This is a genomic window from Burkholderia plantarii (assembly GCF_001411805.1).
Taxonomy (GTDB): domain Bacteria; phylum Pseudomonadota; class Gammaproteobacteria; order Burkholderiales; family Burkholderiaceae; genus Burkholderia; species Burkholderia plantarii.
Genome location: NZ_CP007213.1, coordinates 2474306 through 2497742, shown reverse-complemented (window position 1 = coordinate 2497742; position 23437 = coordinate 2474306). Strand labels below are relative to the sequence as shown.

General features: G+C 70.7%; 22 protein-coding genes. 13 read left to right on the top strand and 9 right to left on the bottom strand.

What is annotated here, in order from left to right; genetic code table 11:
• Positions 1 to 506 precede the first annotated feature (506 nt).
• The 9 genes from bpln_RS27405 to bpln_RS27365 all read right to left on the bottom strand — a co-directional run bounded on the left by bpln_RS27405 (position 507) and on the right by bpln_RS27365 (position 10326).
• Positions 507 to 809: a YciI family protein gene (locus bpln_RS27405; protein WP_042628303.1), complete on the bottom strand. Its 303-nt coding sequence runs from the start codon at positions 807 to 809 to the stop codon at positions 507 to 509.
• Positions 810 to 839: 30 nt separating this feature from the next.
• A complete protein-coding gene (locus tag bpln_RS27400) occupies positions 840 to 1673 on the bottom strand; it encodes a hypothetical protein (protein WP_055140567.1) in 834 nt (277 codons plus the stop codon).
• 218 nt (positions 1674 to 1891) lie between these two features.
• Positions 1892 to 2662, bottom strand: a complete 771-nt coding sequence (locus bpln_RS27395) for a DeoR/GlpR family DNA-binding transcription regulator (RefSeq protein WP_042628301.1) — start codon at positions 2660 to 2662, stop codon at positions 1892 to 1894.
• Positions 2663 to 2719: 57 nt separating this feature from the next.
• On the bottom strand, positions 2720 to 3721 hold the full coding sequence (gene pdxA, locus bpln_RS27390; protein ID WP_042628300.1) for a 4-hydroxythreonine-4-phosphate dehydrogenase PdxA: 1002 nt from the start codon (positions 3719 to 3721) through the stop codon (positions 2720 to 2722).
• A gap of 58 nt (positions 3722 to 3779) precedes the next feature.
• Positions 3780 to 5042, bottom strand: a complete 1263-nt coding sequence (locus bpln_RS27385; RefSeq protein ID WP_055140566.1) for a four-carbon acid sugar kinase family protein — start codon at positions 5040 to 5042, stop codon at positions 3780 to 3782.
• A complete protein-coding gene (locus tag bpln_RS27380) occupies positions 5039 to 6037 on the bottom strand; it encodes a 2-keto-3-deoxygluconate permease (RefSeq protein ID WP_042629504.1) in 999 nt (332 codons plus the stop codon). The genes bpln_RS27385 and bpln_RS27380 overlap by 4 nt, the downstream gene beginning before the upstream one ends.
• A 167-nt stretch (positions 6038 to 6204) precedes the next feature.
• Positions 6205 to 7290, bottom strand: a complete 1086-nt coding sequence (locus tag bpln_RS27375) for an MFS transporter (protein WP_244132143.1) — start codon at positions 7288 to 7290, stop codon at positions 6205 to 6207.
• Between the two features lie 470 nt (positions 7291 to 7760).
• Positions 7761 to 9245, bottom strand: coding sequence for an aldehyde dehydrogenase family protein (locus bpln_RS27370; RefSeq protein ID WP_055140565.1), 1485 nt, complete (start codon positions 9243 to 9245; stop codon positions 7761 to 7763).
• Positions 9246 to 9489: 244 nt separating this feature from the next.
• On the bottom strand, positions 9490 to 10326 hold the full coding sequence (locus tag bpln_RS27365) for a helix-turn-helix transcriptional regulator (protein ID WP_042628297.1): 837 nt from the start codon (positions 10324 to 10326) through the stop codon (positions 9490 to 9492).
• A 195-nt stretch (positions 10327 to 10521) separates the two neighbouring features.
• Between bpln_RS27365 and bpln_RS27360 the strand changes: the two genes are divergently transcribed.
• The 13 genes from bpln_RS27360 (at position 10522) to bpln_RS27305 (ending at position 23422) form a co-directional block, all read left to right on the top strand.
• A complete protein-coding gene (locus bpln_RS27360; protein WP_055141243.1) occupies positions 10522 to 10866 on the top strand; it encodes a cupin domain-containing protein in 345 nt (114 codons plus the stop codon).
• A gap of 275 nt (positions 10867 to 11141) precedes the next feature.
• Positions 11142 to 12491 (top strand): NAD(P)/FAD-dependent oxidoreductase, encoded by a 1350-nt coding sequence (locus bpln_RS27355; protein ID WP_055141242.1) that lies wholly within the window; start codon positions 11142 to 11144, stop codon positions 12489 to 12491.
• Between the two features lie 196 nt (positions 12492 to 12687).
• Positions 12688 to 14289, top strand: coding sequence for a purine-cytosine permease family protein (locus bpln_RS27350; RefSeq protein WP_042628296.1), 1602 nt, complete (start codon positions 12688 to 12690; stop codon positions 14287 to 14289).
• A gap of 383 nt (positions 14290 to 14672) precedes the next feature.
• Complete coding sequence (locus bpln_RS27345; RefSeq protein WP_042628295.1) at positions 14673 to 15584, top strand: NAD-dependent protein deacetylase; 912 nt, start codon at positions 14673 to 14675, stop codon at positions 15582 to 15584.
• A 190-nt stretch (positions 15585 to 15774) separates the two neighbouring features.
• Positions 15775 to 16452: a DUF938 domain-containing protein gene (locus bpln_RS27340; RefSeq protein ID WP_042628294.1), complete on the top strand. Its 678-nt coding sequence runs from the start codon at positions 15775 to 15777 to the stop codon at positions 16450 to 16452.
• Positions 16453 to 16548: 96 nt separating this feature from the next.
• Positions 16549 to 17958, top strand: coding sequence for an NADP-dependent phosphogluconate dehydrogenase (gene gndA, locus bpln_RS27335; protein WP_042628293.1), 1410 nt, complete (start codon positions 16549 to 16551; stop codon positions 17956 to 17958).
• Between the two features lie 205 nt (positions 17959 to 18163).
• Entirely contained in the window at positions 18164 to 18493 is a 330-nt protein-coding gene (locus tag bpln_RS27330; protein WP_042628292.1) for a DUF4148 domain-containing protein, read from the top strand.
• A 286-nt stretch (positions 18494 to 18779) separates the two neighbouring features.
• Positions 18780 to 19091, top strand: coding sequence for a cupin domain-containing protein (locus tag bpln_RS27325; protein ID WP_055141241.1), 312 nt, complete (start codon positions 18780 to 18782; stop codon positions 19089 to 19091).
• A 94-nt stretch (positions 19092 to 19185) separates the two neighbouring features.
• Positions 19186 to 19968 (top strand): peptidoglycan DD-metalloendopeptidase family protein, encoded by a 783-nt coding sequence (locus bpln_RS27320; RefSeq protein WP_042628291.1) that lies wholly within the window; start codon positions 19186 to 19188, stop codon positions 19966 to 19968.
• 306 nt (positions 19969 to 20274) lie between these two features.
• Entirely contained in the window at positions 20275 to 20811 is a 537-nt protein-coding gene (locus tag bpln_RS27315; protein WP_042628290.1) for a cytochrome b, read from the top strand.
• Positions 20812 to 20936: 125 nt separating this feature from the next.
• Positions 20937 to 21152 (top strand): hypothetical protein, encoded by a 216-nt coding sequence (locus bpln_RS36230; RefSeq protein ID WP_123863796.1) that lies wholly within the window; start codon positions 20937 to 20939, stop codon positions 21150 to 21152.
• 132 nt (positions 21153 to 21284) lie between these two features.
• Positions 21285 to 22361: an alpha/beta hydrolase gene (locus bpln_RS27310; RefSeq protein WP_042628289.1), complete on the top strand. Its 1077-nt coding sequence runs from the start codon at positions 21285 to 21287 to the stop codon at positions 22359 to 22361.
• On the top strand, positions 22361 to 23422 hold the full coding sequence (locus tag bpln_RS27305; RefSeq protein ID WP_055140564.1) for a lipase secretion chaperone: 1062 nt from the start codon (positions 22361 to 22363) through the stop codon (positions 23420 to 23422). The genes bpln_RS27310 and bpln_RS27305 overlap by 1 nt, the downstream gene beginning before the upstream one ends.
• Positions 23423 to 23437 lie beyond the last annotated feature (15 nt).

Below are 23437 nucleotides of genomic sequence, written 5' to 3'. Positions count from 1 at the left end.
GATTACGGCGATTTCGTTGGCGCGCTGTCTCGGATTTCGTCAGGGAATCGATCGGCCGGCGGCGGGCGAACGCGCGCCCTCCGGCATGGGGAATACGGCTCAGTGAAACGCGGCGAACGGTGACGGTCGTGGCGTCGTTCGCGGTTCGGGCTGAAGGTCGACGCGCCGTGGCGTGCGTGGCCGGCGCCGGAGTGGGCGCGGTGCCGGCGTGGCCCGGGCGCGGCACCTGGCTGGCGTGATCGGGACGCGCTGGCTTGGTGCTTGGCGGCGGTTCGGGAACCGCCGGATATCGAAGCTCGCGACTATGCCATCGATTTCATTTTGTTATATGAGATATTTTGATGGCAGCGATCTACCGGATCGATGAATCGCGCGGCGGGGGCGGAAAGCTGCCCGACAGCGCGATGCCGAGCTTTCGTCAGACCAGGGTCGGGGCGCTGCAAGGCGGCTTTCGCGGGCCGGCATCGGCGCGCGGCGGGAGTGGATCGCCGCGCGCCGGGTGCGGATCAGGCCGGCGGGAAGCCGGCGCGTTGCGGCCACAGATTCGCGAACGCGTGGATCGTGCGCGTGCCGTACACGCCGGCCGCCGTGAACGGTTCCGCGTCGAGCCATTCGAGCGCGGCCTCGCGCGAGGGGAAGTCGAGCACCAGCAGGCTGCCGGCCACGGTCTCGCCGTCGGCCTCGAACAGCGGGCCGGCGAACGCGATGCGCTCGGCCACGGCGCCGAGGTAAGCCTTGTGGGCCGGACGCAGTTCAGTGCGCAGCGCGATGGTGCCGGGCCTGTCGAGCAACTGGATCGAAAACAGCATCGGGGGCTCGTCGGGTTGGGCGGGCGCCGCTTACGACGCCGGCGTGGCGGGCTCGTGCGTCGCCACGGCCGGCGCCGTCGTGCTTGCCGGCTCGGCGCTTGCCGGCGCGGCGCTTGCGGCAGGAAAGCTGAGGTGCTTCGCGTTCGACTGGAACGACTCCAGTTCCGCCGACCAACGGCGCGTGCGCACGCCGCTCGCGTTGTAGTTTTCCTCGACCGATTTCACCCACCGGCCCACCGCCGGCACGTACCAATACGCGTAGTAGACGCGGCCCGTCTCGACGGTGATCTGGCTGCCGCCCGAATGCGCGATCGCCGTCGTGCCGGCGCCGTCGTGGACGATCTCGGCGCCGTTGACGCGCACCGGCATGGATTCGGTCTTCCATTCGCCTTCGCCCTCGACCTTGATCGCGTCGAAGTGGCCGGCCTTCACATCGATCGGCTCGTTGCCGACCACCTGCATCTTCACGTCGAGCTGCGCCGAATTCAGGCGCGGATTCGGATGCGGCTCGGTGAACTTGACCTGCCACTGCTTGCCCTTCGAAAGCGGGAACGACAGCGGCCGGTTGACGATCGTATCGGTGCCGTTGATGTTGCGCGAGCGAGCCCAGTCGGCGCCCGTCACGGTTTCCACGGGCGCCTGCGCCGAGCCGTCCGGCTTGGCTTCCAGGTAGATGTGATCGGCGGTGGTGCGCAGCACGACCAGCCGGTCGTGGGTCTCGCGCCAGCCGTTCGGGGCCGTTTCGAACGTGGTGGCGTAGGTCCAGGTGTCGCCGGCGGCAATCGCCGGCGCCGCGATCGAATCGGCGTGGCAGATCATCGGCGCGGCCAGCAGCGCCAGCAGGCAGCTCGTTTGAATTGTCATGGTCGAGAGGTCTCTCGTGGTGGTCTCGCGAGCGATTCTAGTGGCGTGACCTTTCGCTTGCCCTGCATGCGCGGGCGCCGCCCGCCCGGGGTACGGCACGGCCATGGAGGGTACGTGGACGCGGCGGGGGAGACGGCGGCGGCGAGGCGGTGAGGCGGTGAGAAAAACCGTGCCGCGGCGGCCGTGGCGCACGCGGCGCGATCAGGAGAGGACACTCGCTAAGCGAGTTCGATCGTCACTTCCTCGAGCTCGCGAAACGGCGCGAGCGTGGCTTCATCGGCCTGCGCCGAGGTGATCAGGCGCCAGCGGCGCGGCAGCGGCGTCCAGTGCTGCTGCCGCGCGCGGCCGAGCTTGGCCGAGTCGGCCAGCACGACCACCTCGGCGGCACGCGCCACGATGCATTCCTTCAGATACGCCTGCTGCACCGACGCCTCGCAGAGGCCGAAGCCGGCCACCACGCCGTCGGCGCCGAGGAACGCGATGTCGACGGTCAGCCTGCCGAGCACGAGTTCGGCGAGCGGCCCGAGCGTGCTCATGCTCGAATTGCGCAGCTCGCCGCCGATCAGCGTGAGCCGCACGCCCGGCGCGCTGGCCAGCGCCATCACCGCGAGCAGGTTGTTGGTCACCACGTGCAGATCCTCGCGCGCGGCCAGGTGCCGGGCCAGCGCGGCGCAGGTGGTGCCGCCGTCGAGCAGCACGGTGTCGCCGGCGCGGACCCGCGCGGCGGCGGCCTGCGCGATGGCTTCCTTCTGCTCGCGCTGCGCGGCCTCGCGTTCCTTCAGCGAGGCCTCGGGTTCATGGACGCCGACCTGCGCCGCGGTCGCGCCGCCATAGGTGCGCACCAGCCGGCGCTGCCGCGCGAGCGTGGTCAGGTCGCGCCGGATGGTCGCTTCCGACACGCCCAGCGCCGCGCACAGTTCCTCGACGTTGGCGTCGCGGGTCCGGACCAGTTCGAGAATCGCCTGATGGCGGTCGGTGGTTTTCTTCACGGAGCAAGGAGCATGAAAATGGCCTGCAATCTTACCGCAGCGGGCCGTCCGGCCGCGTCAGTGGCGGCGCGTGGCCAGCTCCGCGCCCTGGCGCAGCGCTTCCAGCATGCTGCCTTCGTCCACCACGCCCTTGCCGGCGATGTCGAACGCGGTGCCGTGATCGACCGAAGTGCGGATCACTTCCAGGCCCACCGTCACGTTCACGCCGGCCTCCAGGCCGAGCACCTTCACCGGGCCATGGCCCTGGTCGTGGTACATCGCCACCACCAGGTCGAAGTCGCCGCGCCCGGCGCGGAAGAACAGCGTGTCGGCCGGCAGCGGGCCGGTCACGTCGAGGCCGCGCGCCTGCAGCGCCTGCACCGCGGGGATGATCTTTTCCTCTTCCTCGCCGTAGCCGAACAGGCCGTTTTCGCCGGCATGCGGGTTGATCCCGCACACGCCGATGCGCGGCTTCTCGATGCCGGCCTTCACGAGCGTCGCGTGGCCGCGTTCGATCGTGCGCTGCACGAGGCCCGGCTCGATCTTGCGCACCGCGTCGAGGATGCCGATGTGGGTCGTCACGTGGATCACGCGCAGCTGCGGCGCGACCAGCATCATCGACACCTCGTCCACGCCGGTCAGCGCCGCGAGCATTTCCGTGTGGCCCGGATACTTGTGGCCGCCCGCGTGCAGCGCTTCCTTGTTGAGCGGGGCGGTGCAGATCGCGTCGATCGTGCCGGCCTGCGCGAGTTCGGCCGCGCGCTTGATGTACTGGTAGGCGGCGTCGCCGGCCACGGCCGAGAGCTGCCCGAACGGCAGGTCTTCGGGGATCAGGCCGAGGTCGATGCAGTCGATGGTGCCCTGCTCGTAGCGGGCCTGCGAGGCGTCCTCGATGCGGCGCACCCGCATCGTGCCGCCGACGATCCGGTTCGCGAGTTCGAGCCGCTTCGCGTCGCCGATCACGAGCGGGCGGCATTGCGCGTAGACCGACGCGTGCGTGAGACTCTTGACGACGACCTCCGCGCCGACGCCGGCCGCATCGCCCATCGTGATGCCGATTACAGGAAGATAGTTGCTCATGATGTGATCTCGTTAGCCGTCAGGGGGATGCTGCTCGGTTCTTTGTGAGGTCCGGACGTCAGCGTGTGCCGACGTCCGGTCCGGTTTCGTTGCGCAGGGTTCGCCACGCCGCGTACAGCGCGCGGTCGGTGCCGAACGCGCCGGCCTTGGTCACGACGCCCGGCCGATGCGGATGCGCCGCGTCGAGCGGCCGTGCCACGGCCACCCCGGCTTCCACTTCGGCCAGCAGGCGCAGGTTGCCGATGCGCGCGGCCGTGAGCATCGCGCGCGCGGTTTCGCCGCCGGTCGCGATCAGGCCGCCGACCTTCGCGAAGTGCGGCTCGACGAGCGCGGCGAGCGCCGTCGACAGTTGCATGCTTTCCGCCGGATCGAACGCGTCGTCGCGGCCAATGCGCAGCAGCAGATCGCGGCCGGCGCCGAGCGCCGCGCCGATCCGCGCCTGCCAGTCCTGCCAGTCGGCGTGGCCGGCCGCGCGGCGCAGCACGGCGGGCGGCACGGTCCATTCCTCGACGCCGCCCTGCTCGCGCAGCACCACGCACTGGCGCTCGCTGACGGCCGACAGGCTGCCGACCAGGATCAGGATCGGGCCGCCGGGAAACGCGCCGCTCGCGTCATCCGCGCCGCTCGCGCCGTCGCGTGCGTCGAGCGCCGCGATTTCTCGCGCGAGGCCGCCCGAGCCGACCCAGAAGAAATCCGCGTCGCTGCGCAGCGTCACGTCGGCCAGCGCGCGCAGCGCCTGCGTGCTCTGCGCGTCGACGATCAGCGCCTGCGTGCCGTCCGCGGCCAGCGCGGCGATCCGGGCCGCCAGCTGTTGCGGCTCGTCGCGCAGCGCTTCGGCGTCCAGCAGCGCGGTGCGCAGGCCGGCCTCGGCGAGCTGCTCGGCGAGGCCCGCGGGCCGCTCCGCGTGTTCGAGCTGCCAGGTCGCGGTCTGCTCGAGCGGCTCGCCGTGGACGTAGACATGGCCGCCTCGCACCGTGCGACCGGTGGCCGGGAACGCCGGCGCGACGATCGCCATGCCCACCAGCGCGTGCAGTCCGGCCACTTCCGCGGCCCAGTTGCCGCGCAGCGTCGAGTCGATTTTTTTGTACAGCCGCTGGCCGCGCACGCAGATCTCGGCGTAGGCGGCCGTGGTGCGCGCCGACGCTGCTTCGGGCGTGAGGCGCCGCGTATCGGTGTCGACGGCGATCGTGTCGGCGTCTTCATGCGTGGCCAGGCGCGTCGCGTCCAGCGTGACGACGGTGCGATGGCCCGCGCCCGCGAAGCCGATCGCGCAGTCGGCGGCGCCCGACAGGTCGTCCGCGATGATCAGCAAACGCGTCATGCCGTCTCCCGCCCCGGGTTCGACGCCGCGGCCCGGGCCTCCTGCCGGCGCTGGTAGCGCTTGGCCACGGACGCGGTCAGGATCGGCGAGAGGATCGCCGTCACCACCACGCAGGCCGCCACCAGCAGCGTCGCGCTTTGCGCCGCCGCGTTGTACACCGGGTTGGCCGCCGCCACCAGCGCCGGAACGGCCGCCGCGTTGCCGGCGGTGTTGGCCGCCGCCACGCCGGCCACGCCGGTGCCGCCCGTCAGGCGGTCGGCGAAGTAGAGCGGAATGCCCGTCACGACCACCACCGCCACGCCCAGGCCGATGCCGAGCAGGCCGGCCTGCCAGACCTTGTGCAGGTCGAGGCCGGCGCCGAGCGCCAGCGCGAAGAACGGGATCATCACCGGCACGGCCTTGGCCAGAAACGCGCGCATCTCGCGGTCCAGGTTGCCGAGCAGCATGCCGAGCGCGAGCGGCAGGATGCTGCCCACCAGCGTCTGCCACGGGAACGCCGACAGGCCCGCGACGCCCATCGTCACCATGGTCAGGAACGGTCCCGATTCGAGCGACATCAGCGTGTAGGCGCCGACGTCCTCCGAGCGGCCGTACTGGCCCATCAGCGCCATGTAGAGGCCGCCGTTGGTGTCGTTCATCGCGGCCACCACGGCCAGCGTCGAGATGCCGGCGAACAGGCCGGAGGAGACCGGCTGCTCGCCGAGGAAATGGCCGAGCACGATGCCCACCACCACGGCCGCGCCCACCTTGGTGACGAGCAGCGCGCCGCCTTTCTTCATCAGGTACGGGGTGGCCTTGATGTCGATGCCCGCGCCCATGCAGACGTAGAACACGGCGAGGATCGGCAGCGCGCCGGTGAACAGCGCGTTCGTGAACGAGCCGAAGAACTTCGGCATGCCGGGCAGGAACGTCGCCACGATCGAGCCGATCAGCAGGGGGACGATCATCATGCCGCCGGGCACGCGTTCGATCGAGCGTTTGATGGGGATCTGCATCTCACATGTCTCCAGATGTTGTTCGTCGTAGCGACCGTTCTCCGCCGGGAACAATCTCAAAATGATCATTTCGATCAGGTCGGAGTGTAGTTCAGTTCAAATTTTTGCGCAAATCAATCATGAAAGCGACATTTCAATCAATTGGGGTGCGATTGAGTCGGCTGGATTCACTCAAATTTGATTGTTTCGATCAATTTGGCGGCCCGCCGAGGCGCGGATCTGCACCGGGAACAGCTCGGTGAAGCAGGCGCCCACGTCCGACACGATCCCGGACTGGAACAGCCCCAGCGGGAAGCCGAGCAACAGCAGCGTGACGGGCGGCAGGCGCAGCATGGTGTAGACCAGCCGGTCAGGATCGCGCCGGCCGCGGACAGCGCGAAGGTGCGGCGGCGGCCGATGCCGTCGCTGAGGTAGGCCATGCCGATGTAGCCGCAGAACGAGCCGAGCAGGTTGACCGCGAGGTAGGCGGTGGTCAGGTTGACGGCCAGATGCCGGGTCTGGCGCAGGTAGGCGACGAGCCAGGTCAGGATCGTGTCGTTGCCGCCGAGCGCGCCGGCCGCCATCAGCGAGGCGAGCGCGGTGCGCGGCAGCACGGCCGGCGCGAAGATGCGCTTGAAAGTGTCGAGCGTGCCGCTTTGGGCGCGGAAGCCGGCGGTCGCCTCGAACGCCTCCGATTCGGCCACGTTGCGGCGCATCCACGGCACCCGCAGGCCGGGCAGGATGCCGACGAGGAACAGCGCGCGTGAGGCCAGGTGTTCAGGCAGCGTGTTGAACCGCACCCAGTAGGCCAGCGCCGCCAGCGCATGGCCCACCGGCCAGCCGCTCTGCACGGCGCCCACCGCGCGGCCGCGGATGCGCCGGTACACCACCTCGCCGATCAGGATCGCGCCGGCGGCCCATTCGCCGCCGAAGCCGAGCCCCTGCAGGCTGCGCGTGAACAGCAACTGCTCGAAGCCGTTGGTGAGGGCCGACAGGCCGGTGAACAGCGAGAACCAGAGGATCGCGAGCTTCAGCACGCGCACGCGGCCGATGCGGTGGGCCAGCACGCCCGCGGCCACGCCGCCGAGCGCGGAGGCCACCAGCGCCGAGGTGCCGATGATGCCCGCCTGCGCGCGGCTCATGTCCCAGGTGGCGAGCAGCATGGGGATCACGAACGCGAAGAACTGCACGTCCATCGCGTCGAGCACCCAGCCGAGGAAGCCGGCCCGGAACGCGCGGCGCTGCGCGGGCGCCATGCGATACCACGATGGCATGTCTATCTCCAGCAGGCGGCGAAGCCTGTCGTTATAGATGCCGGCCTGCCGTGCGGCGGTGCGGCTCGCACGACAGGGCGAGACTGATCATGGCGATGAGGGACGCGGCTCCGTTGCGTGGGCCGCATAGCAGCTATGCGCGGGCGGGCGCGGGAGGCGGGAGGCGGGAGGCGGGAGACGGGGCGGGGCGCTGGCGGGTGCGGGCAGCGGGGCGGGCGATCGTGCGTCGACTGTCGGGCGCGGCACGTGCCGTGGCGGAGCGGCGGCGGTCCAGGGCAGCTGGCGAGTTGCGGCGAGTGATGCAGGGGCGGTGACGCTAACCGGAGGGCGCGGCGTGGAGGGTCGGCGTGGTGGCGTCGCGTGCCGCCGGAGCGCGCCGACGGAACGTGCCGGATTGGCGCCCGGTTGCTCGCGGGCGCATCGCGCATCGACGCATGACCGGCAGGCCGGGCCGCCAGGCGCCCGCCGTATCAAGCGGCGATCGAGTGCCGCAGCTCCTGATAGCTGCGCAGCCCGGCCACGCCGAGTTCGCGGCCGATCCCGCTGAGTCCGAGCCCGCCCCAGCAGACCTGCGGAAAGACCAATTGCGGCGTGTTGATCCACACCAGCCCGGCGCGCAGCGCCGCCGTATAGTGCCGCGCGGCCGCGTCGTCGCGCGTGACCACGCTTGCCACGAGCCCATAGCGCGTGTCGTTGGCGAGCGCGATGGCCTCGTCGTCGTCGCGGAAGGCCTTCACGCAGGCCACCGGACCAAACACCTCGTCGGTCCACAGCACGTTGTCGAGCGCCGGCTCGGCGATCACCACCGGCGCGCGGAAGAAGCCGTCGCCGCAGGCCGGGTCGAGCCGGCCCGCGAATGCGATGGCGGCACCGGCCGCGAGGCCCGCGTCGAGCGCGGCGTCCACGCGCGCGCGGTGCGCCGCCGAGATCAGCGGCCCCATCGCGGCCTCGGCGACCTGCGGCGGCGCCACCACCAGCGCACGCACGGCGTGCTCGAGGCCGGCCATGAACGCGGCGTGGACACGCTCGTGAACCAGGATCCGCGAGGTGGCCGAGCACATCTGCCCGGCGTTCGTGAACGCGCCGCCCACGGCGAGCGAGACGGCCAGCTCGAGGTCGGCGTCGTCGCGCACGATCAGCGCGGACTTGCCGCCGAGTTCGAGCGTCACGCGCGTCATCCGTTCGGCGGCCGCGCGCATCACGTGGCGGCCGGCGGCGGTGCTGCCGGTAAACGAGATCTTGTCGATCTGCCCGTGCGCCGTCAGCTGCGCGCCCACCTCGGCGCCGCCGTTCACCACGTTGACCACCCCGGCCGGCACGCCCGCCGCGTGCAGCAGCGCGATCAACCGGTGCTCGACCGGCGAGGTCAGCTCCGACGGCTTGAGCACCGCCGTGCAGCCGGCGGCCAGCGCCGGCGCCAGCTTCCAGGCGGTGGTCACCATCGGGAAATTCCACGGCACGATCAGCGCGGCCACGCCGACCGGCTGCCAGGCGCGCTCGGCCACGATCCCGGCACCGGGTACGGCGACCGGCTCGGGGCCGAAATTCGCCGCGTCCTCGCAGAGGTCCGCGTAATAGCGGAACGTGGCGGCCGCGTCGCCGACATCGATTTCGGCTTCCGCCGGCGGCTTGCCGCTGATGCGGCTTTGCAGTGCGCTCAATTCGGCGGTGTCGGCTTCGATGTGCGCGGCGATCTTGCGCAGCAGCCGGCCGCGTTCGGCCGGCGTAGTGGCGCGCCAGCCGGGCAGCGCGGCGTGTGCCGCGGCCACCGCCGCGTCGATCAGCGCCGCGCTCGCGCTGTCCTGCCAGCCGGCCGGCTCGCCGCTGGCCGCGTGGTGCAGTGCGCTGCGTGGCTCGGGCGCGTCGTCGCTGCCGTAGTGGTGGGTGCCGGCGATGGTCGCGGCGGGGTACACGGGCAGGCCGTCGGCGCCATGACGGGTCGGGAGGAAGCTCATCGGGTGTCTCCGGTATGTCGATGCGATGCGTCGCGGGAACCGCGCCGCGACGATGGTAGGGGAGTTCGCGCGGCGGACGAATCGCGAATTGCCGATGTCCACATCGATCGCGGTCGATGCTTGCATGCGGCGAGGGCCGTGGCGCGGCCCGCGTGTACGCAGTCGGGCCGCGCCGGCAAAGCGGCCCGGCAAAACGAACCTGCGGGCCGGCCGCGCGAAATGAACGAAACGCGCGAAGCGAGGATCAGGCGCCGGCCTGGCCCCAGAGGATCAGCTCGCGCTTGGTGCGCACGCCGAGCTTGGCGAACGCCCGCTTGACGTAGGACTCGGCGGTGGCCGCCCGCACGCCGAGGATGTCGGCGGCCTCGGGCACGGTCCTGCCGCCGATCAGATGGGCGCAGATCTCGTACTCGCGCCGCGACAGCCGTGGCTGGTCGCGTGCGATCCGCGCATCGAACAGCGCGAGCGGGTGCAGGTGCGGCGTGACCGGGGCGATGCCGATCCGCTTCGCGGCGGTGGTGGAGGCGTGCAGTTCGAGCAGCGGGAACAGGCAGTCGCTGACGGTGCGAAAGCGCTGCATTTCCGCCAGCGAGAACGCCGGCTGCCGCGTGTCGCGTTCGAGCGCGATCGAGTGCTGGGCGTGGCGCGTGCCGCGCGCGAGCACGCATTCGTGCGCGATCTGCACCTCGTCGTAGAGGCGCTGGCGGAATTCGCCGGGCGGGATCGCGCCGATGTCGCGCACCACGAGCAGCGTGCCGACCTCGCCGCGAATGCCCGCGAACAGCGGGTCGCGATCGTAGAAGCGGTCGTAGTAGAGCGTCATCACGTCGGCGATCGTGCGGCTGTCCATGCCCACGCCGCCGCTGCCCACCCACTCGCAGCGAAAGCCGGTCGGCATCGCCGTGTCGGCGCGCGAGCGTTCGATATGCACCACGTTGACGGGCACGATCTCGTTGAGCAGCACGGTCAGGCGCGGCACGAATTCAGGGCTGCCAACGGATTCGATGACCTGGCCGAGCGTCTGGAACGACAGCGGGATCGGCGTGGAATCGGGGGACGAGGAGCGGGCGTGGACGGCCATATGGCGTGCCGGAATGAAGGCGGGGCAATTATAGGACAGGCCCGGCGGTCGCCGTAAAGCCGGTGTTGTACGGATCCCGTTTCGGGGCCTGCGGCCGGCCACGAAACGCGCGCTGCCCCCCCTGAGGGGGGGCATACCGTCGCACGGCCGGTGGGTACAGTCCACTCCATTCTTTTCAATCCTGGAATGACGCACATGAGCAAACTGATCCACGACATCGTCGCGCTCGGCGCGGGCCTCGGCGAATTCACGCGGCTCGACTACGGCATGGACGAATGCGACTGGCGCGCGGGCGCCGGCAACAGCCGCGGCTACGTGGTGGGCTGGTGGGAAGGCAAGGTCGGCTCGGTCGAGTTTCCGGCCACCGAATCGGACGAGGCAGTCTGGCTCGTCGAGGGGCGCGTCGCGCTGACCGACGTCGAGGGCAACCGCCGGGAGTTCTCGGCGGGGCAGGGCTACCTGCTGCCGGCCGGCTTCGCGGGCCGCTGGGAGACGATCGAGGATGCGAAGAAGTTCTATGTGCTGCTCGAACAGGCCTGAAGCCGGCCACGCCGTGAGGTTCGCGATGAATCCGTCCGCCGTTTCGTCCCGGTCGCATGCCGCGCGCGGCCATGTTCCGTTCGCCGCGTCGCCGCTCGCCGGCGGCGCCTTCCGGCAGGAGGCCCGCGATGCTTGATGCCACGAACCGCCGCGACGCCGGCGCGCCGGTCTCCCAGCCTGCCTCGCAGCCTGCTTCCTCGCCGCCGGCCGCCGCCGGCACGGCACGCGGCGCCGCGCAAGCCGACGCGGTACGCGCGCTGGCCGGCGCGAAGCTGATGCCGTACTGGCTCGACAACCCGATCGAGCCGCCCGCCGAAGCCGCGCTCGCCACCGGGACGCGCGCGGACCTGCTCGTCGTCGGCGGCGGCTTCACCGGGCTGTGGGCCGCGATCCAGGCCAAGGAGCAGATGCCCGAACTCGACGTGGTGCTGATCGAGGCCGGCCGCGTCGCGCACGGCGCGTCGGGCCGCGCGGGCGGGATCATCTCGACCTCGGTGATGCACGGCCTGCCGAACGCGGTGCGCGTGTTCCCGAACGACATCGCGCAGCTCGAGGCATTCGGGCACCGCAATCTCGACGGCTTCGAGGCCACGCTCGAGCGCTACGGCATCGACGCCGACATCGAATGGAACGGCGAGATGACGGTGGCGGTGGATCCCGACCATCTCGCGCAGCTGCGCGACGACCACGAACTGCATACGCGCTACGGCCACGACGTCGTGCTGCTCGACCGCCAGGCCACGCGCGGCCAGCTCGATTCGCCGCTGTTCGCCGGCGCGCTCTGGTCGCGCAATCGCAGCGGCACCGTGCATCCGGCCAAGCTCGCCTGGGGCCTCAAGCGCGCCGCGCTGTCGCTCGGCGTGCGCATCCACGAGCACACGCCGCTGCAGGCGATCCGCGACGACGGCGACACCGTGCTCGCGACCACGCCGCACGGCAGCGTGCGCGCGCCGCGCGTGCTGTTCGGCAGCGGCACCGCGAAGGTCGGGATCGCCGACATCAACCGCCGCGTGCTGCAGGTGCGCGACCACGTGCTGGCCACCGAGCCGCTCAGCGACGCGCAGCTCGCGCGGATCGGCTGGCGCAATCGCCAGGGCATCTACGACACGCGCACCCAGCTGAACTACTTCCGGCTCACGAAGGACAACCGGATCATCTTCGGCGGGCTCGTCAGCTATCACTTCGACGGCGATCCGAACCCGGCGCAGGACGCGCGGCACGACACCTACACGCGGCTCGCGCAGGCGTTCTTCCGCACCTTCCCGCAGCTCGCCGACGTGAGCTTCTCGCATGCCTGGGGCGGCCCGATCGACTACTGCTCGCGCGGCTCGGTGTTCGCCAAGCGCTATCTCGGCGACAAGGCGGTGTTCGTGGCCGGCTATACCGGCTTCGGGGTGGCCGCGAGCCGCTTCGGCGCGTTCATGGGGCTGAACATCCTGTTCGATCGCGACAGCCCCGAGCGCCGGCTCGACATCGCGAACCAGAGCCCGACCTACATTCCGCCCGAGCCGGTGCGCTGGCTCGCCGCGAAGCTCACGTTCCACGCGTTCGACGGCGCCGATGCCGAGGGCGGCTGGAAGCGCGCCTGGATTCGCGGCATCAAGGCGCTGGGTTTCCCGATGTAGCGGCGGCGCGGCCGGCCGCGTGCCGGGCCGCACGGCGGCAGGAACCGCGGCAGGCGTCGCGGCAAGACCCGCGGCAATGCATGAGGAATCCGAAAGGATTGCGCGGCGCCGGCCAGACGAGGCAGGGCGCCGGCCGGCACAACACACCGGACGGCCGCGCGAGCGGCACGGACCGGCGCCCGAATGGAGCGAGACAATGAGCGATATCCCTGCTGAGGACACCAGCATGACCCGCGTCGAGACCTTCAGTTTCGAACGCATCCCCGACGCCTCGCGCTACGCGCGGCCGATCGACCTGTTCCGGCTGCTGTTCGGCGGCTGCAATACCTTCTCCACCTCGGTGCTCGGCAGTGTCCCGGTGCTGCTCGGCCTGTCGTTTCAGGCGAGCGCGCTGTCGATCCTGCTCGGCGTGATCGGCGGCACCTGCATCCTCGCGCCGATGAGCCTGTTCGGCACCTGCAACGGCACCAACGATCCGGTCTCGTCGGGTGCCCACTTCGGCATCCACGGCCGCATCGTCGGCTCGTTCCTCGCGCTGCTCACCTCGATCGCGTTCTTCTCGCTCGCGGTGTGGAGTTCCGGCGACGCGCTGGTCGGCGGCGCGCACAGCCTGGTCGGGCTGCCCGTGAACGGCGCGACGGTCGGCGCGTCGTACCTGGTGTTCGCGGTGCTGGTGCTGGTCGTCTGCATTTACGGCTTCCGCCTCATGCTGTGGGTGAACAAGATCGCGGTCTGGGCCGCGAGCCTGATGTTCGTGGCGGGCGCCGTGGCGTTCGCGGGCACCTTCGACCCGCACTACGCCGGCACGCTCACCACCGGCAGCCCGGGCTTCTGGGCCGCGTTCTGCGGCTCGGCGCTGGTCGCCATGAGCAACCCGGTCTCGTTCGCCTCGACGCTCGGCGACTGGGCGCGCTACATTCCCGACACCACGCCGCGCCACCGCGTGATGGGCGCCGTGTTCGTCGCGCAGTTCGCGACCTTCGTGCCGTTCTTCTTCGGCCTCGCCACCGCCACCGTCATCGCCACCCACGCGCCGTCGTTCATCGCCTCGAACGACTACGTCGGCGGCCTGCTCGCCGTCTCGCCGCGCTGGTTCCTGCTGCCCACCTGCGTGATCGCGATCATCGGCGGGATGTCGACGGGCACCACCGCGCTCTACGGCACCGGCCTCGACATGTCGAGCATGGTGCCGAAGTGGCTGAACCGCGTGAGCGCGACGATCCTGATCGGCACGCTCGCGATCGGCTTCATCTTCGTCGGCCGCTTCGCGTTCAACCTGGTGGAGAGCGTCTCGACGTTCTCGACGCTGATCGGCACGTTCAGCTGCCCGTGGATGGCCATCATGGTGATCGGCTACGTGACGCGGCGCGGCCACTACCTGGCCGACGACCTGCAGGTGTTCAATCGCGGCGGGCGCGGCGGCCATTACTGGTTCACGCACGGCTGGAACCTGCGGGCGATGGGGGCGTGGCTGCCGGCGGCGCTGGTTGGCCTCGCCTGCGTGAACCTGCCGGGGCAGTTCGTGGGCGTGCTCGGCAACCTGGCGGGCGGGCTCGACCTGAGCGTACCGGTGTCGATGGTGCTCGGCGGCGGGCTGTACCTGCTGTTCCTGCAATGGTTCCCGGAGCCCGACGCGGTGTACGGTCCGGCCGGGCGACGCTTCGTGCGCGGCGGCGCGTCCGGCGTGCCGGCGGGGGTGGCCGGCGCGCAGACGGCGCGCGACGAGCACGATTCGGCGAGCCTGCTGTCGGTGCGGGCGGTCGGCGATCTGGCGGGGCGGCGCGGTTATACGGATTGAACTTGACGCTCGCGATCGAAGCGAGCGCCTGAGGAGGAAGGGGGAACGGGCTGGCCGGCGGCGGGGCGCTAACGACGGCACAAAAGAAAAAGCCCGCAACACTGTTGCGGGCTGAATCCATGTTGGAGACATGGAGGAGACAGATGCAATGCTAAGGGTTTGTACTAGGCGTGGCAAGCGAAATCTGCAAGCGCTCTTCACGCGTTGTGTCGACACAACGGCGGCGGCGCCGCGCCGGGTTCCGCCGCGAGATCCCGCGCCGCCCGCGCGATCCGGCCGGACCGGGTGGCGCGCCCACGCGGCTCGGGCGCGTTCGGTATCATGGCCACACGCAGGCATCGGCCGCGCTCCCCCGCGGCGCCTGCCGGACTCCCCACCCAGCCATGAACGACCAAGATCCGATGTCCGCCGCGATCGTGACCGATTCCACGGTGGACCCCGCGGCGCTCGACGCGCTGCAGGCGTTCGTCGAACGCCATCCGCGCCTGTTCGTCCTGACGGGCGCCGGCATCAGCACCGACTCGGGCATTCCCGGCTATCGCGACCGCAACGGCCAGTGGATGCGCTCCCAGCCGATCCAGTACCAGGAATTCGTCGGTTCCGACCACGCGCGGCGCCGTTATTGGGCACGCAGCATGCTCGGCTGGCCGGTGGTGGGCCGTGCCCGGCCGAACGCCGCGCATCGCGCGCTGGCCCGAATCGGCGCGGCGGGGCGCGTCGGCCGGCTCGTCACGCAGAACGTCGACGGGCTGCATCAGCGCGCCGGCAGCGCGGACGTGATCGAGCTGCACGGCGGCATCGACGGCGTGACCTGCCTGGCCTGCGGCGCCCACCATTCGCGTGCCGCGATCCAGCTCACGCTGGAGGCCGACAACCCCGCGCTGCTGGCCGTCGAGGCGGCTCCCCTGGCGGACGGCGACGCGCATCTGGAATGGGCCGCGCTCGATGCGTTCCGCGTGCCGGACTGCCCGATCTGCGGCGGGATGCTGAAGCCGGCCGTGGTGTTCTTCGGCGAGAACGTGCCGCGCGAGCGCGTGGCCGCGGCGACGCTCGCGCTCGACGAGGCCGACGCGATGCTGGTGGTCGGCTCGTCGCTGATGGTGTATTCGGGCTACCGCTTCTGCGTCTGGGCAGGGCAGCGCGGCAAGCCGGTGGCCGCGCTCAACCTCGGCCGCACGCGCGCCGATCCGCTGCTCGCGCTGAAGGTCGAGGCGCCGTGCGGGCCGGCGCTCGACGCGCTGGCGGGGCGGCTCGGGCTCGATGGCGATCCGGCCGGCTGGCCGATCGATGGCTGACATCGACGACTGAATCCGGCGGCGGCTGAATTCGGCGAGCCGCGTGGCCGGCGGCGGCGCGGATGCCGCCGGCCGCGCTGGCGTGCTTCGCGGGCGCGAGGTGAAACGGCACCACCCACGTCGCGCATTGGCCGCCGATGCGGCACACTGCGGCCATCGCCGCTGTCCGGCCCACGCCAATTGCCGATTCATGACGACCCCAAACCCTGCCGCCGCCAAGCCGAACCCCGCCACGTCCACCGACCCCGAGCGCGGCTCCTTGCGCCTGCACGCACCCGCCGCCGAGCGCAATCGCGAGCCGATCCTCGCGGTGCTGCGCGAGGTCCTGCCCGAGGCCGGCACCGTGCTCGAAGTCGCGAGCGGCACCGGCCAGCACGCCGAGTTCTTCGCCGCCGCGCTGCCGCAGCTGGTCTGGCAGCCGACCGACCCGGACCCGCAGGCGCTCGCGTCGATCGCCGTGCGCGTCGCGGACGCCGCGCTGCCGAACCTGCGCGCGCCGCTGCCGCTCGACGTGCGCGCCGAATGCTGGCCGCTCGACGGCACCCGCGGCCTGGACGCCGTGGTCTGCATCAACATGATCCACATCTCGCCGTGGGAGGCGGGCCGCGCGCTGATCGACGGCGCCGCGCAGCGGCTCGACCCCGGCGGCGTGCTGGTGCTGTACGGCCCGTACCGCCGCAACGGCGCGCACACCGCGCCGTCGAACGAGGCGTTCGACGCGCAATTGCGCCAGCGCGACGCGGCATGGGGCGTGCGCGACCTGGAGGCCGTCGACGCGCTCGCGCAGGCCGCCGGATTCGACGCCGCGCAGGTGGTCGAGATGCCGGCCAACAACCTTTGCGTGGTGTTTCGGCGTCGGGCGCGCTGAGCGCGGCGCAGCGTCGCCATGAGGTTTTCCCGTATCCTTGCGGCTTGTGCGCGCGGCTCGGTCGGGCCGCGCCGTGATTTCATCGGAGAGTGAACAATGGGCAAACAAGCAATCGGCGTGGTCGGAATGGCCGTCATGGGCCGCAATCTGGCGTTGAACATCGAAAGCCGCGGCCACGCCGTGTCCGTGTACAACCGCAGCCGAGACAAGACCGACGAGCTGATCGCCGAATTCCCCGACCGCAAGCTGGTGCCGACCTACACGCTCGAGGAGTTCGTCGGGTCGCTCGAAACGCCGCGCCGGATCCTGCTGATGGTCAAGGCGGGCGAGGCGACCGACGCCACCATCGCGGCGATCAAGCCGCTGCTCGGCAAGGGCGACGTGCTGATCGACGGCGGCAACACGCATTTCACCGACACCATCCGCCGCAACCAGGAACTCGCGCAGTCGGGCCTGCACTTCATCGGCACCGGCGTGTCGGGTGGCGAGGAGGGCGCGCTGCACGGCCCGTCGATCATGCCCGGCGGCCAGCGCGACGCCTACGACCTGGTCGAGCCGATCCTCAAGCAGATCGCCGCGAAGGCGCCCGACGGCGAGCCGTGCGTGGCCTACATGGGCCCGGACGGCGCCGGCCATTTCGTGAAGATGGTCCACAACGGCATCGAGTACGGCGACATGCAGCTGATCGCCGAAAGCTACGCCGTGCTCAAGCAGGTGGCGGGCCTCTCGAACGAGGAGCTGGGCCGCGTCTACACCGAATGGAACCAGGGCGAACTCGACAGCTACCTGATCGAGATCACCTCGAAGATCTTCGCCAAGAAGGACGACGAGACCGGCGAATACCTGGTGGACGTGATCCTCGATCGCGCCGCGCAGAAGGGCACCGGCAAGTGGACCAGCCAGAACGCGCTGGACCTCGGCGTGCCGCTGCCGCTGATCACCGAATCGGTGTTCGCGCGCGTGCTGTCGTCGCTGAAGACGCAGCGCGTGGCCGCCAGCAAGGTGCTGAGCGGCCCGGCCGCGGGCAAGCCCGAGGGCGATCGCGCGGCGTTCATCGAGGCGGTGCGCCGCGCGCTGTACCTGAGCAAGGTGATCTCCTACGCGCAGGGTTTCGCGCAGCTCGACACGGCGTCGAAGGAATACGACTGGAAGCTCGACCTCGGCGAGATCGCGCGCATCTTCCGCGCGGGCTGCATCATCCGCGCGCGCTTCCTGCAGAAGATCACCGACGCCTACAAGGCCGCCCCGGAGCTCGCGAACCTGCTGCTCGATCCGTACTTCAAGGAGATCTCGGCGAACTACCAGGAAGCGCTGCGCGACGTGGTGGTGGCCGCGGTCAAGGCCGGCGTGCCGGTGCCGGCGTTCTCGTCGGCGATCGCCTACTTCGACAGCTACCGTTCGGAGCGGCTGCCGGCGAACCTCGTGCAGGCGCAGCGCGACTTCTTCGGCGCCCACACGTTCGAACGTACCGACAAGCCGGGCAGCTTCCACGCAAATTGGGCATGACGCGGCGCGGCGGCGGTAATTGTTGCAGATAACCATGTTATCTATCGGGGTGATAGCGGTCAGGACGGCGGATTAGTGTCTCTTGCGGAACAGTGTTTTCGTGGTTTCATGGTTTTCCCTAAGTTGCAATGCGACTAGACTTCACATCACTCGCTGCTCACATGGTGTGGGCGGCGGAGCAAAAAAAGTCTCGGAGGTGAAAATCATGAAATCGCTGATCGCTACTGTTGCTGCTGCTGCCGTCCTCGCCGTCCCCGCCGTTTCGTTCGCCCAGCAATCGAACGGCCCGCTGACGCGCGCTCAAGTGAAGGCCGAACTGGTCCAGCTCGAAAAGGCCGGTTACAGCCCGAACGCGGACCGTATCGACTACCCGAACGAAATCCAGGCAGCCGAAGCGCGGATCCACCCGCAGCAGGACTATGCCGCGGCCGACACCAGCGGCTACGGCGCCCAACCGGCCGCCGCCGCTGAGTCGGGCACGCCGTCGAAGGTTCATCGCATCGCCGACGGCGCCCCGGTCTACAAGGGTCGCTGATCGAAAGCAAGCGGCGCGCCACTCCCCTGGGCACGCCGCTTGCTGAGGCAAGACCGACGAAGCAGACGTTGCCATGAGCGCCGGCCCGTGATTTCCGCGAGGAATCACGGGCCGGCGCTTTTTCGCATGACGGGAAAGCGCGCCGCGGGTGCCACGGGCCGCCGTGAATCGGGGCACGAAGGTTCCGCAATTCACGTCGAGCGGTTACTATCCGACGGGCACGCAGCGGCCGGGCCGGGCCGCGCGGCGAGACAGCGGCGCCATGCGCGCCGTGCCGGAACCCGACATGAAGCTGATTCGCAGCAAGACCTTTACCGCGTCGCGCGCCTGGGGCGCGCTCGATATCGCGAACATGCGCGGTATCACGACCCGGCTCCACTGGACCGACCAGCCTTACGTCTGGCATGTCAACGACGGCGAGGAAGTATTCGTCGTGCTCGACGGACAGGTCGACATGCACTATCGCGATGCCGCCGGCGAGCACGTTGCCGTGCTCGAGGCCGGCGACATCTTTCACGCCACGGTGGGCACCGAGCACGTTGCCCATCCGCGAGGGGAAGCCCGTATTCTCGTCGTGGAAACCGAGGGCAGCGTCTGACGGTCTCATTGCACGGGACCGGCCCGAATCGGGCCAGGTGGCCGGCGGCGTTGGCGATGCGCGGCCGGCCGCGAAGCGAAACTAGGGAGGCAGCTTGAGAAGAACGATCTTCACCGAAACCACCACGTACCGTCGCGCCGTCTCGCGCGCGATCGGGCTTGCGGCCGGCGCGGCGCTCGTCGGCGGCTGCACGATGACGCCATGGACGGACAACTGGCAGCCGTCCGGGCAACAACCGCAGCCGAGCCGCCAGTCGCAGGCGGGCGTGCTGGCCGGCTATTACCGCGTGAACCCCGGCGACACGCTGCCGGGCGTCGCGGCCGGCTTCGGCCAGCGCGTGCAGGACCTGGCGAGCTGGAACCACATCGCGCCCACCGACATGCTGACGCCGGGCCAGGTGCTGCGCGTCGCGCCGCCGCTCGGCTCGACCGCGGTGACCTCGCCGGTCCCGGCCGGCACGGCGCCGTCGGCGTCCGCGCTGCCGGGCACGCCGCCCGCCGAGGCGCAGCCGGCGCTGGCGTGGCCCGCGCAGGGCACCGTCACCTCGCGCTTCATTCCGGGCCGCACGCGCGGCATCACGATCACCTCCACCGGCGACAAGACCGTGCGCGCGGCGGCGGCGGGGCGCGTGGTCTATGCCGGCAACGGCGTGGCGAAGTACGGCCCGCTCGTGATCCTGAAGCACGAGAGCGGCCTGATCACCGCCTACGGCCACAACGGCAAGCTGCTCGTGAACGACGGCGATGCCGTCAGCGCCGGCCAGCCCGTCGCCGAGATGGATACCAATCCGGACGGCCGTGCCTCGTTCGACTTCGAGGTGCGCCAGGACGGCAAGCCCGTCGATCCGATGACGTTCCTGCCGCGCAACGGCGGCTGAGGCCGCCGGCCGCGCATGGCACGGCGGCGCTCCCGGCCCGGGACGCGCCGCGCGGGCTTCGGACGCCGCGCTCGATGCGCGGCGTTTTCTTTTGGCGCGGGCGGAACGGCGAGGGCAAGCGTGAGCTTCGCGGCACGTTTCCCGGTCGGCCGCGCCACGATTTGACTCCTGTCATTGCCCCGCGACGGCGCGGATGCGTCCGACGTGCGGCGCGCCCGGTACAATCGCACCGCGGCAGCCGGCGGACCACCGGCGCCGCCGCACGCCTCCCATTCATCCCACCAATACCCGCTCGCCGAAGCCCCGATGAAGAACATCCTCGCGACCCAGCCGCGCTACAACCGCCCCGCGATCGCTTTCCACTGGCTGATCGTCCTGCTCGTCGCGCTCGCATACCTGGCGATCGAGATTCGCGGCCCGAAGGGCACCGACAGCCGCACGTTCTGGACCAGCGTGCATTTCGCCGCCGGCACGCTGGTGCTGACGCTGTCGATCCTGCGCGTGCTGTGGCGGTTCTCGTCGCGCGGGCCGGACCCGCTGCCGCAGCCTTTCGTGCTCGCGCTGCTCGCGAAGCTCGCGCACCTGATGCTGTATCTGTTCACGCTCGGCCAGCCGCTGCTCGGCATCGCGTTCGTCAACATGGGCGGGCACCCGGTGGAGATCGCACCGCTGCATCTGTCGTTCACGCTGTTCGGGCCGAACCCGGCCCTGCGCGGGCCGCTGAAGGAGATCCACGAATTCCTCGGCAATGCGTTCTACTACGTGATCGCGCTGCATGCGCTGGCCGCGCTCTGGCATCACTTCGTGAAGCGCGACGCGGCGCTGCGCCGGATCCTGCCTTGAGCCCGGGCGCGTCCCGGACGCGCTTCCGGGTTCATCCCCGACCCGTTCCGAATTCACCTTGAACGCAGGCGTTTCGCGCGCGGCGCGGCCTTCGCGCTGCGCCGCAATACGTCTCGCGCCGTGTCATGTCGATTCGCGATGCAATCGTCGGCAATCGGCGTGATTGTTGCGCCCGCAACCTGATCGCCGCCCGCGCCCGCGTGGCGCGCGCGCGGCACGCCATTCACCGGATCGATCGCGCCCGCTTGCGCGCCGCAGCATCCGCGCCGTCATATGTCCACCCGCCGCGCGCGCGCGGCGCTGTCCATCGAGTAGAGACGCCTATCCAAACGGCCGTCTGATTGCAGACAGGAGCCGCGCCGCCATGTTTCACTCCGCACTTGCCGCTCGAGCGTGCCCGACGACCTGAGAACGGCGCGGCACCGCGCGGCGTGGCATTCCGATCGACGTAACCGATAACGATGGAGATAAACATGGTCAGATCGATGCGTTCCAGGGTGGCGGCGAGGGCGGTGGCATGGGCGTTGGCGGTGATGCCGCTGGCCGGCGCGGCCGGGTTGACGATGGCCGCGTCGCCCGCGGCCGTCGCGGCGGACACCTACGCGGCGACGCGCTATCCGGTGATCCTCGTCCACGGCCTCGCGGGCACCGACAAGTTCGCGAACGTGGTGGACTATTGGTACGGAATCCAGAGTGATCTGCAATCGCATGGCGCGAAGGTGTACGTCGCGAATCTCTCGGGATTCCAGAGCGACGACGGGCCGAACGGCCGCGGCGAGCAGCTGCTCGCCTACGTGAAGCAGGTGCTCGCGGCCACCGGCGCGACCAAGGTGAACCTGATCGGCCACAGCCAGGGCGGCCTGACCTCGCGCTACGTCGCGGCCGTGGCGCCGCAACTGGTGGCGTCGGTGACGACGATCGGCACGCCGCATCGCGGCTCCGAGTTCGCCGACTTCGTGCAGGACGTGCTGAAGACCGATCCGACCGGGCTCTCGTCGACGGTGATCGCCGCCTTCGTCAACGTGTTCGGCACGCTCGTCAGCAGCTCGCACAACACCGACCAGGATGCGCTCGCGGCGCTGCGCACGCTCACCACCGCGCAGACCGCCACCTACAACCGGAACTTCCCGAGCGCGGGCCTGGGCGCGCCCGGTTCGTGCCAGACGGGCGCCGCGACCGAAACCGTCGGCGGCAGCCAGCACCTGCTCTATTCGTGGGGCGGCACCGCGATCCAGCCCACCTCCACCGTGCTCGGCGTGACCGGCGCGACCGACACCAGCACCGGCACGCTCGACGTCGCGAACGTGACCGACCCGTCCACGCTCGCGCTGCTCGCCACCGGCGCGGTGATGATCAATCGCGCCTCGGGGCAGAACGACGGGCTCGTCTCGCGCTGCAGCTCGCTGTTCGGGCAGGTGATCAGCACCAGCTACCACTGGAACCATCTCGACGAGATCAACCAGCTGCTCGGCGTGCGCGGCGCCAACGCGGAAGATCCGGTCGCGGTGATCCGCACGCACGTGAACCGGCTCAAGCTGCAGGGCGTGTGATGGCGCAGGCCGATCGTCCGGCGCGCGGCGGGCTGGCCGCGCGCCCGATGCGCGGCGCGTCGTTCGCGCTGGCCGGGCTCGTCGCGTGTGCCGCCTGTGCCGCGGTCGTGCTGTGGCTTCGGCCCGCCGCCCCGTCGCCCGCGCCGGCCGGTGCCGTCGCGGGCGGGCCGGCGGCCGGCGTGCCCGCCGCGGCAAGCGGCGCGGCGGAGGCCGCCATGCCGTTGCCGGCGGCGCTGCCGGGCGCGCTGGCCGGCTCGCATGCGCCGCGCCTGCCGCTGGCCGCCGGCGGCGGGCTCGCGAGGACGCGCGCGGTGCGCGAGTTCTTCGACTATTGCCTGACCGCGCAGGGCGAACTGACGCCCGCCGCGCTCGATGCGCTGGTGCGGCGCGAGATCGCCGCGCAGCTTGACGGCAGCCCCGCGCAAGCGGAGGCGCTCGGCGTCTGGCGCCGCTATCGCGCCTACTTCGACGCGCTCGCGCAATTGCCCGGCGACGGCGCGGTGCTCGGCGACAAGCTCGATCCGGCCGCCATGCAGCTCGCGCTCGATCAGCGCGCGGCGCTGGCCGACCGCACGCTCGGCGAGTGGGCCGAGCCGTTCTTCGGCGACGAGCAGCGCCGGCAGCGCCATGACCTCGAACGGATCCGGATCGCCAACGACACCACGCTGAGCCCCGAGCAGAAGGCCGCGCGGCTTGCCGCGCTCGACGCGCAGCTGACGCCGGACGAGCGCGCGCAGCAGGCGGCGCTGCATGCGCAGCAGGACGCGGTGACGAAGATCGCCGACCTGCAGAAGGCCGGCGCGACGCCCGACCAGATGCGCGCGCAGATCGCGCAGACGCTCGGGCCCGAGGCGGCCGCGCGCGCCGCGCAGATGCAGCAGGACGACGAGGCGTGGCAGACGCGCTATCAAGCCTATGCGGCCGAGCGCGACCGGATCGCGGCGCAGGGGCTCGCGCCGCAGGATCGCGATGCGCGGATCGCGCAGCTCAGGCAGCAGACTTTTACGGCGCCGGGGGAGGCGATCCGCGCGGCGTCGCTCGATCGCGGCGCGGGCGGTTAGGGGGCGCCGGCGTGC

What these genes read in the sequence shown, in the direction of transcription:
- bpln_RS27405 (WP_042628303.1), bottom strand. Translation starts at nt 809, where the DNA reads ATGCTGTTTTCGATCCAGTTGCTCGACAGGCCCGGCACCATCGCGCTG.
- bpln_RS27400 (WP_055140567.1), bottom strand. Translation starts at nt 1,673, where the DNA reads ATGACAATTCAAACGAGCTGCCTGCTGGCGCTGCTGGCCGCGCCGATG.
- pdxA (WP_042628300.1), bottom strand. Translation starts at nt 3,721, where the DNA reads ATGAGCAACTATCTTCCTGTAATCGGCATCACGATGGGCGATGCGGCC.
- bpln_RS27385 (WP_055140566.1), bottom strand. Translation starts at nt 5,042, where the DNA reads ATGACGCGTTTGCTGATCATCGCGGACGACCTGTCGGGCGCCGCCGAC.
- bpln_RS27380 (WP_042629504.1), bottom strand. Translation starts at nt 6,037, where the DNA reads ATGCAGATCCCCATCAAACGCTCGATCGAACGCGTGCCCGGCGGCATG.
- bpln_RS27375 (WP_244132143.1), bottom strand. Translation starts at nt 7,290, where the DNA reads ATGCCATCGTGGTATCGCATGGCGCCCGCGCAGCGCCGCGCGTTCCGG.
- bpln_RS27370 (WP_055140565.1), bottom strand. Translation starts at nt 9,245, where the DNA reads ATGAGCTTCCTCCCGACCCGTCATGGCGCCGACGGCCTGCCCGTGTAC.
- bpln_RS27365 (WP_042628297.1), bottom strand. Translation starts at nt 10,326, where the DNA reads ATGGCCGTCCACGCCCGCTCCTCGTCCCCCGATTCCACGCCGATCCCG.
- bpln_RS27360 (WP_055141243.1), top strand. Translation starts at nt 10,522, where the DNA reads ATGAGCAAACTGATCCACGACATCGTCGCGCTCGGCGCGGGCCTCGGC.
- bpln_RS27355 (WP_055141242.1), top strand. Translation starts at nt 11,142, where the DNA reads ATGCCGTACTGGCTCGACAACCCGATCGAGCCGCCCGCCGAAGCCGCG.
- bpln_RS27350 (WP_042628296.1), top strand. Translation starts at nt 12,688, where the DNA reads ATGAGCGATATCCCTGCTGAGGACACCAGCATGACCCGCGTCGAGACC.
- bpln_RS27345 (WP_042628295.1), top strand. Translation starts at nt 14,673, where the DNA reads ATGAACGACCAAGATCCGATGTCCGCCGCGATCGTGACCGATTCCACG.
- bpln_RS27340 (WP_042628294.1), top strand. Translation starts at nt 15,775, where the DNA reads ATGACGACCCCAAACCCTGCCGCCGCCAAGCCGAACCCCGCCACGTCC.
- gndA (WP_042628293.1), top strand. Translation starts at nt 16,549, where the DNA reads ATGGGCAAACAAGCAATCGGCGTGGTCGGAATGGCCGTCATGGGCCGC.
- bpln_RS27330 (WP_042628292.1), top strand. Translation starts at nt 18,164, where the DNA reads ATGAAATCGCTGATCGCTACTGTTGCTGCTGCTGCCGTCCTCGCCGTC.
- bpln_RS27325 (WP_055141241.1), top strand. Translation starts at nt 18,780, where the DNA reads ATGAAGCTGATTCGCAGCAAGACCTTTACCGCGTCGCGCGCCTGGGGC.
- bpln_RS27315 (WP_042628290.1), top strand. Translation starts at nt 20,275, where the DNA reads ATGAAGAACATCCTCGCGACCCAGCCGCGCTACAACCGCCCCGCGATC.
- bpln_RS36230 (WP_123863796.1), top strand. Translation starts at nt 20,937, where the DNA reads ATGTCGATTCGCGATGCAATCGTCGGCAATCGGCGTGATTGTTGCGCC.
- bpln_RS27310 (WP_042628289.1), top strand. Translation starts at nt 21,285, where the DNA reads ATGGTCAGATCGATGCGTTCCAGGGTGGCGGCGAGGGCGGTGGCATGG.
- bpln_RS27305 (WP_055140564.1), top strand. Translation starts at nt 22,361, where the DNA reads ATGGCGCAGGCCGATCGTCCGGCGCGCGGCGGGCTGGCCGCGCGCCCG.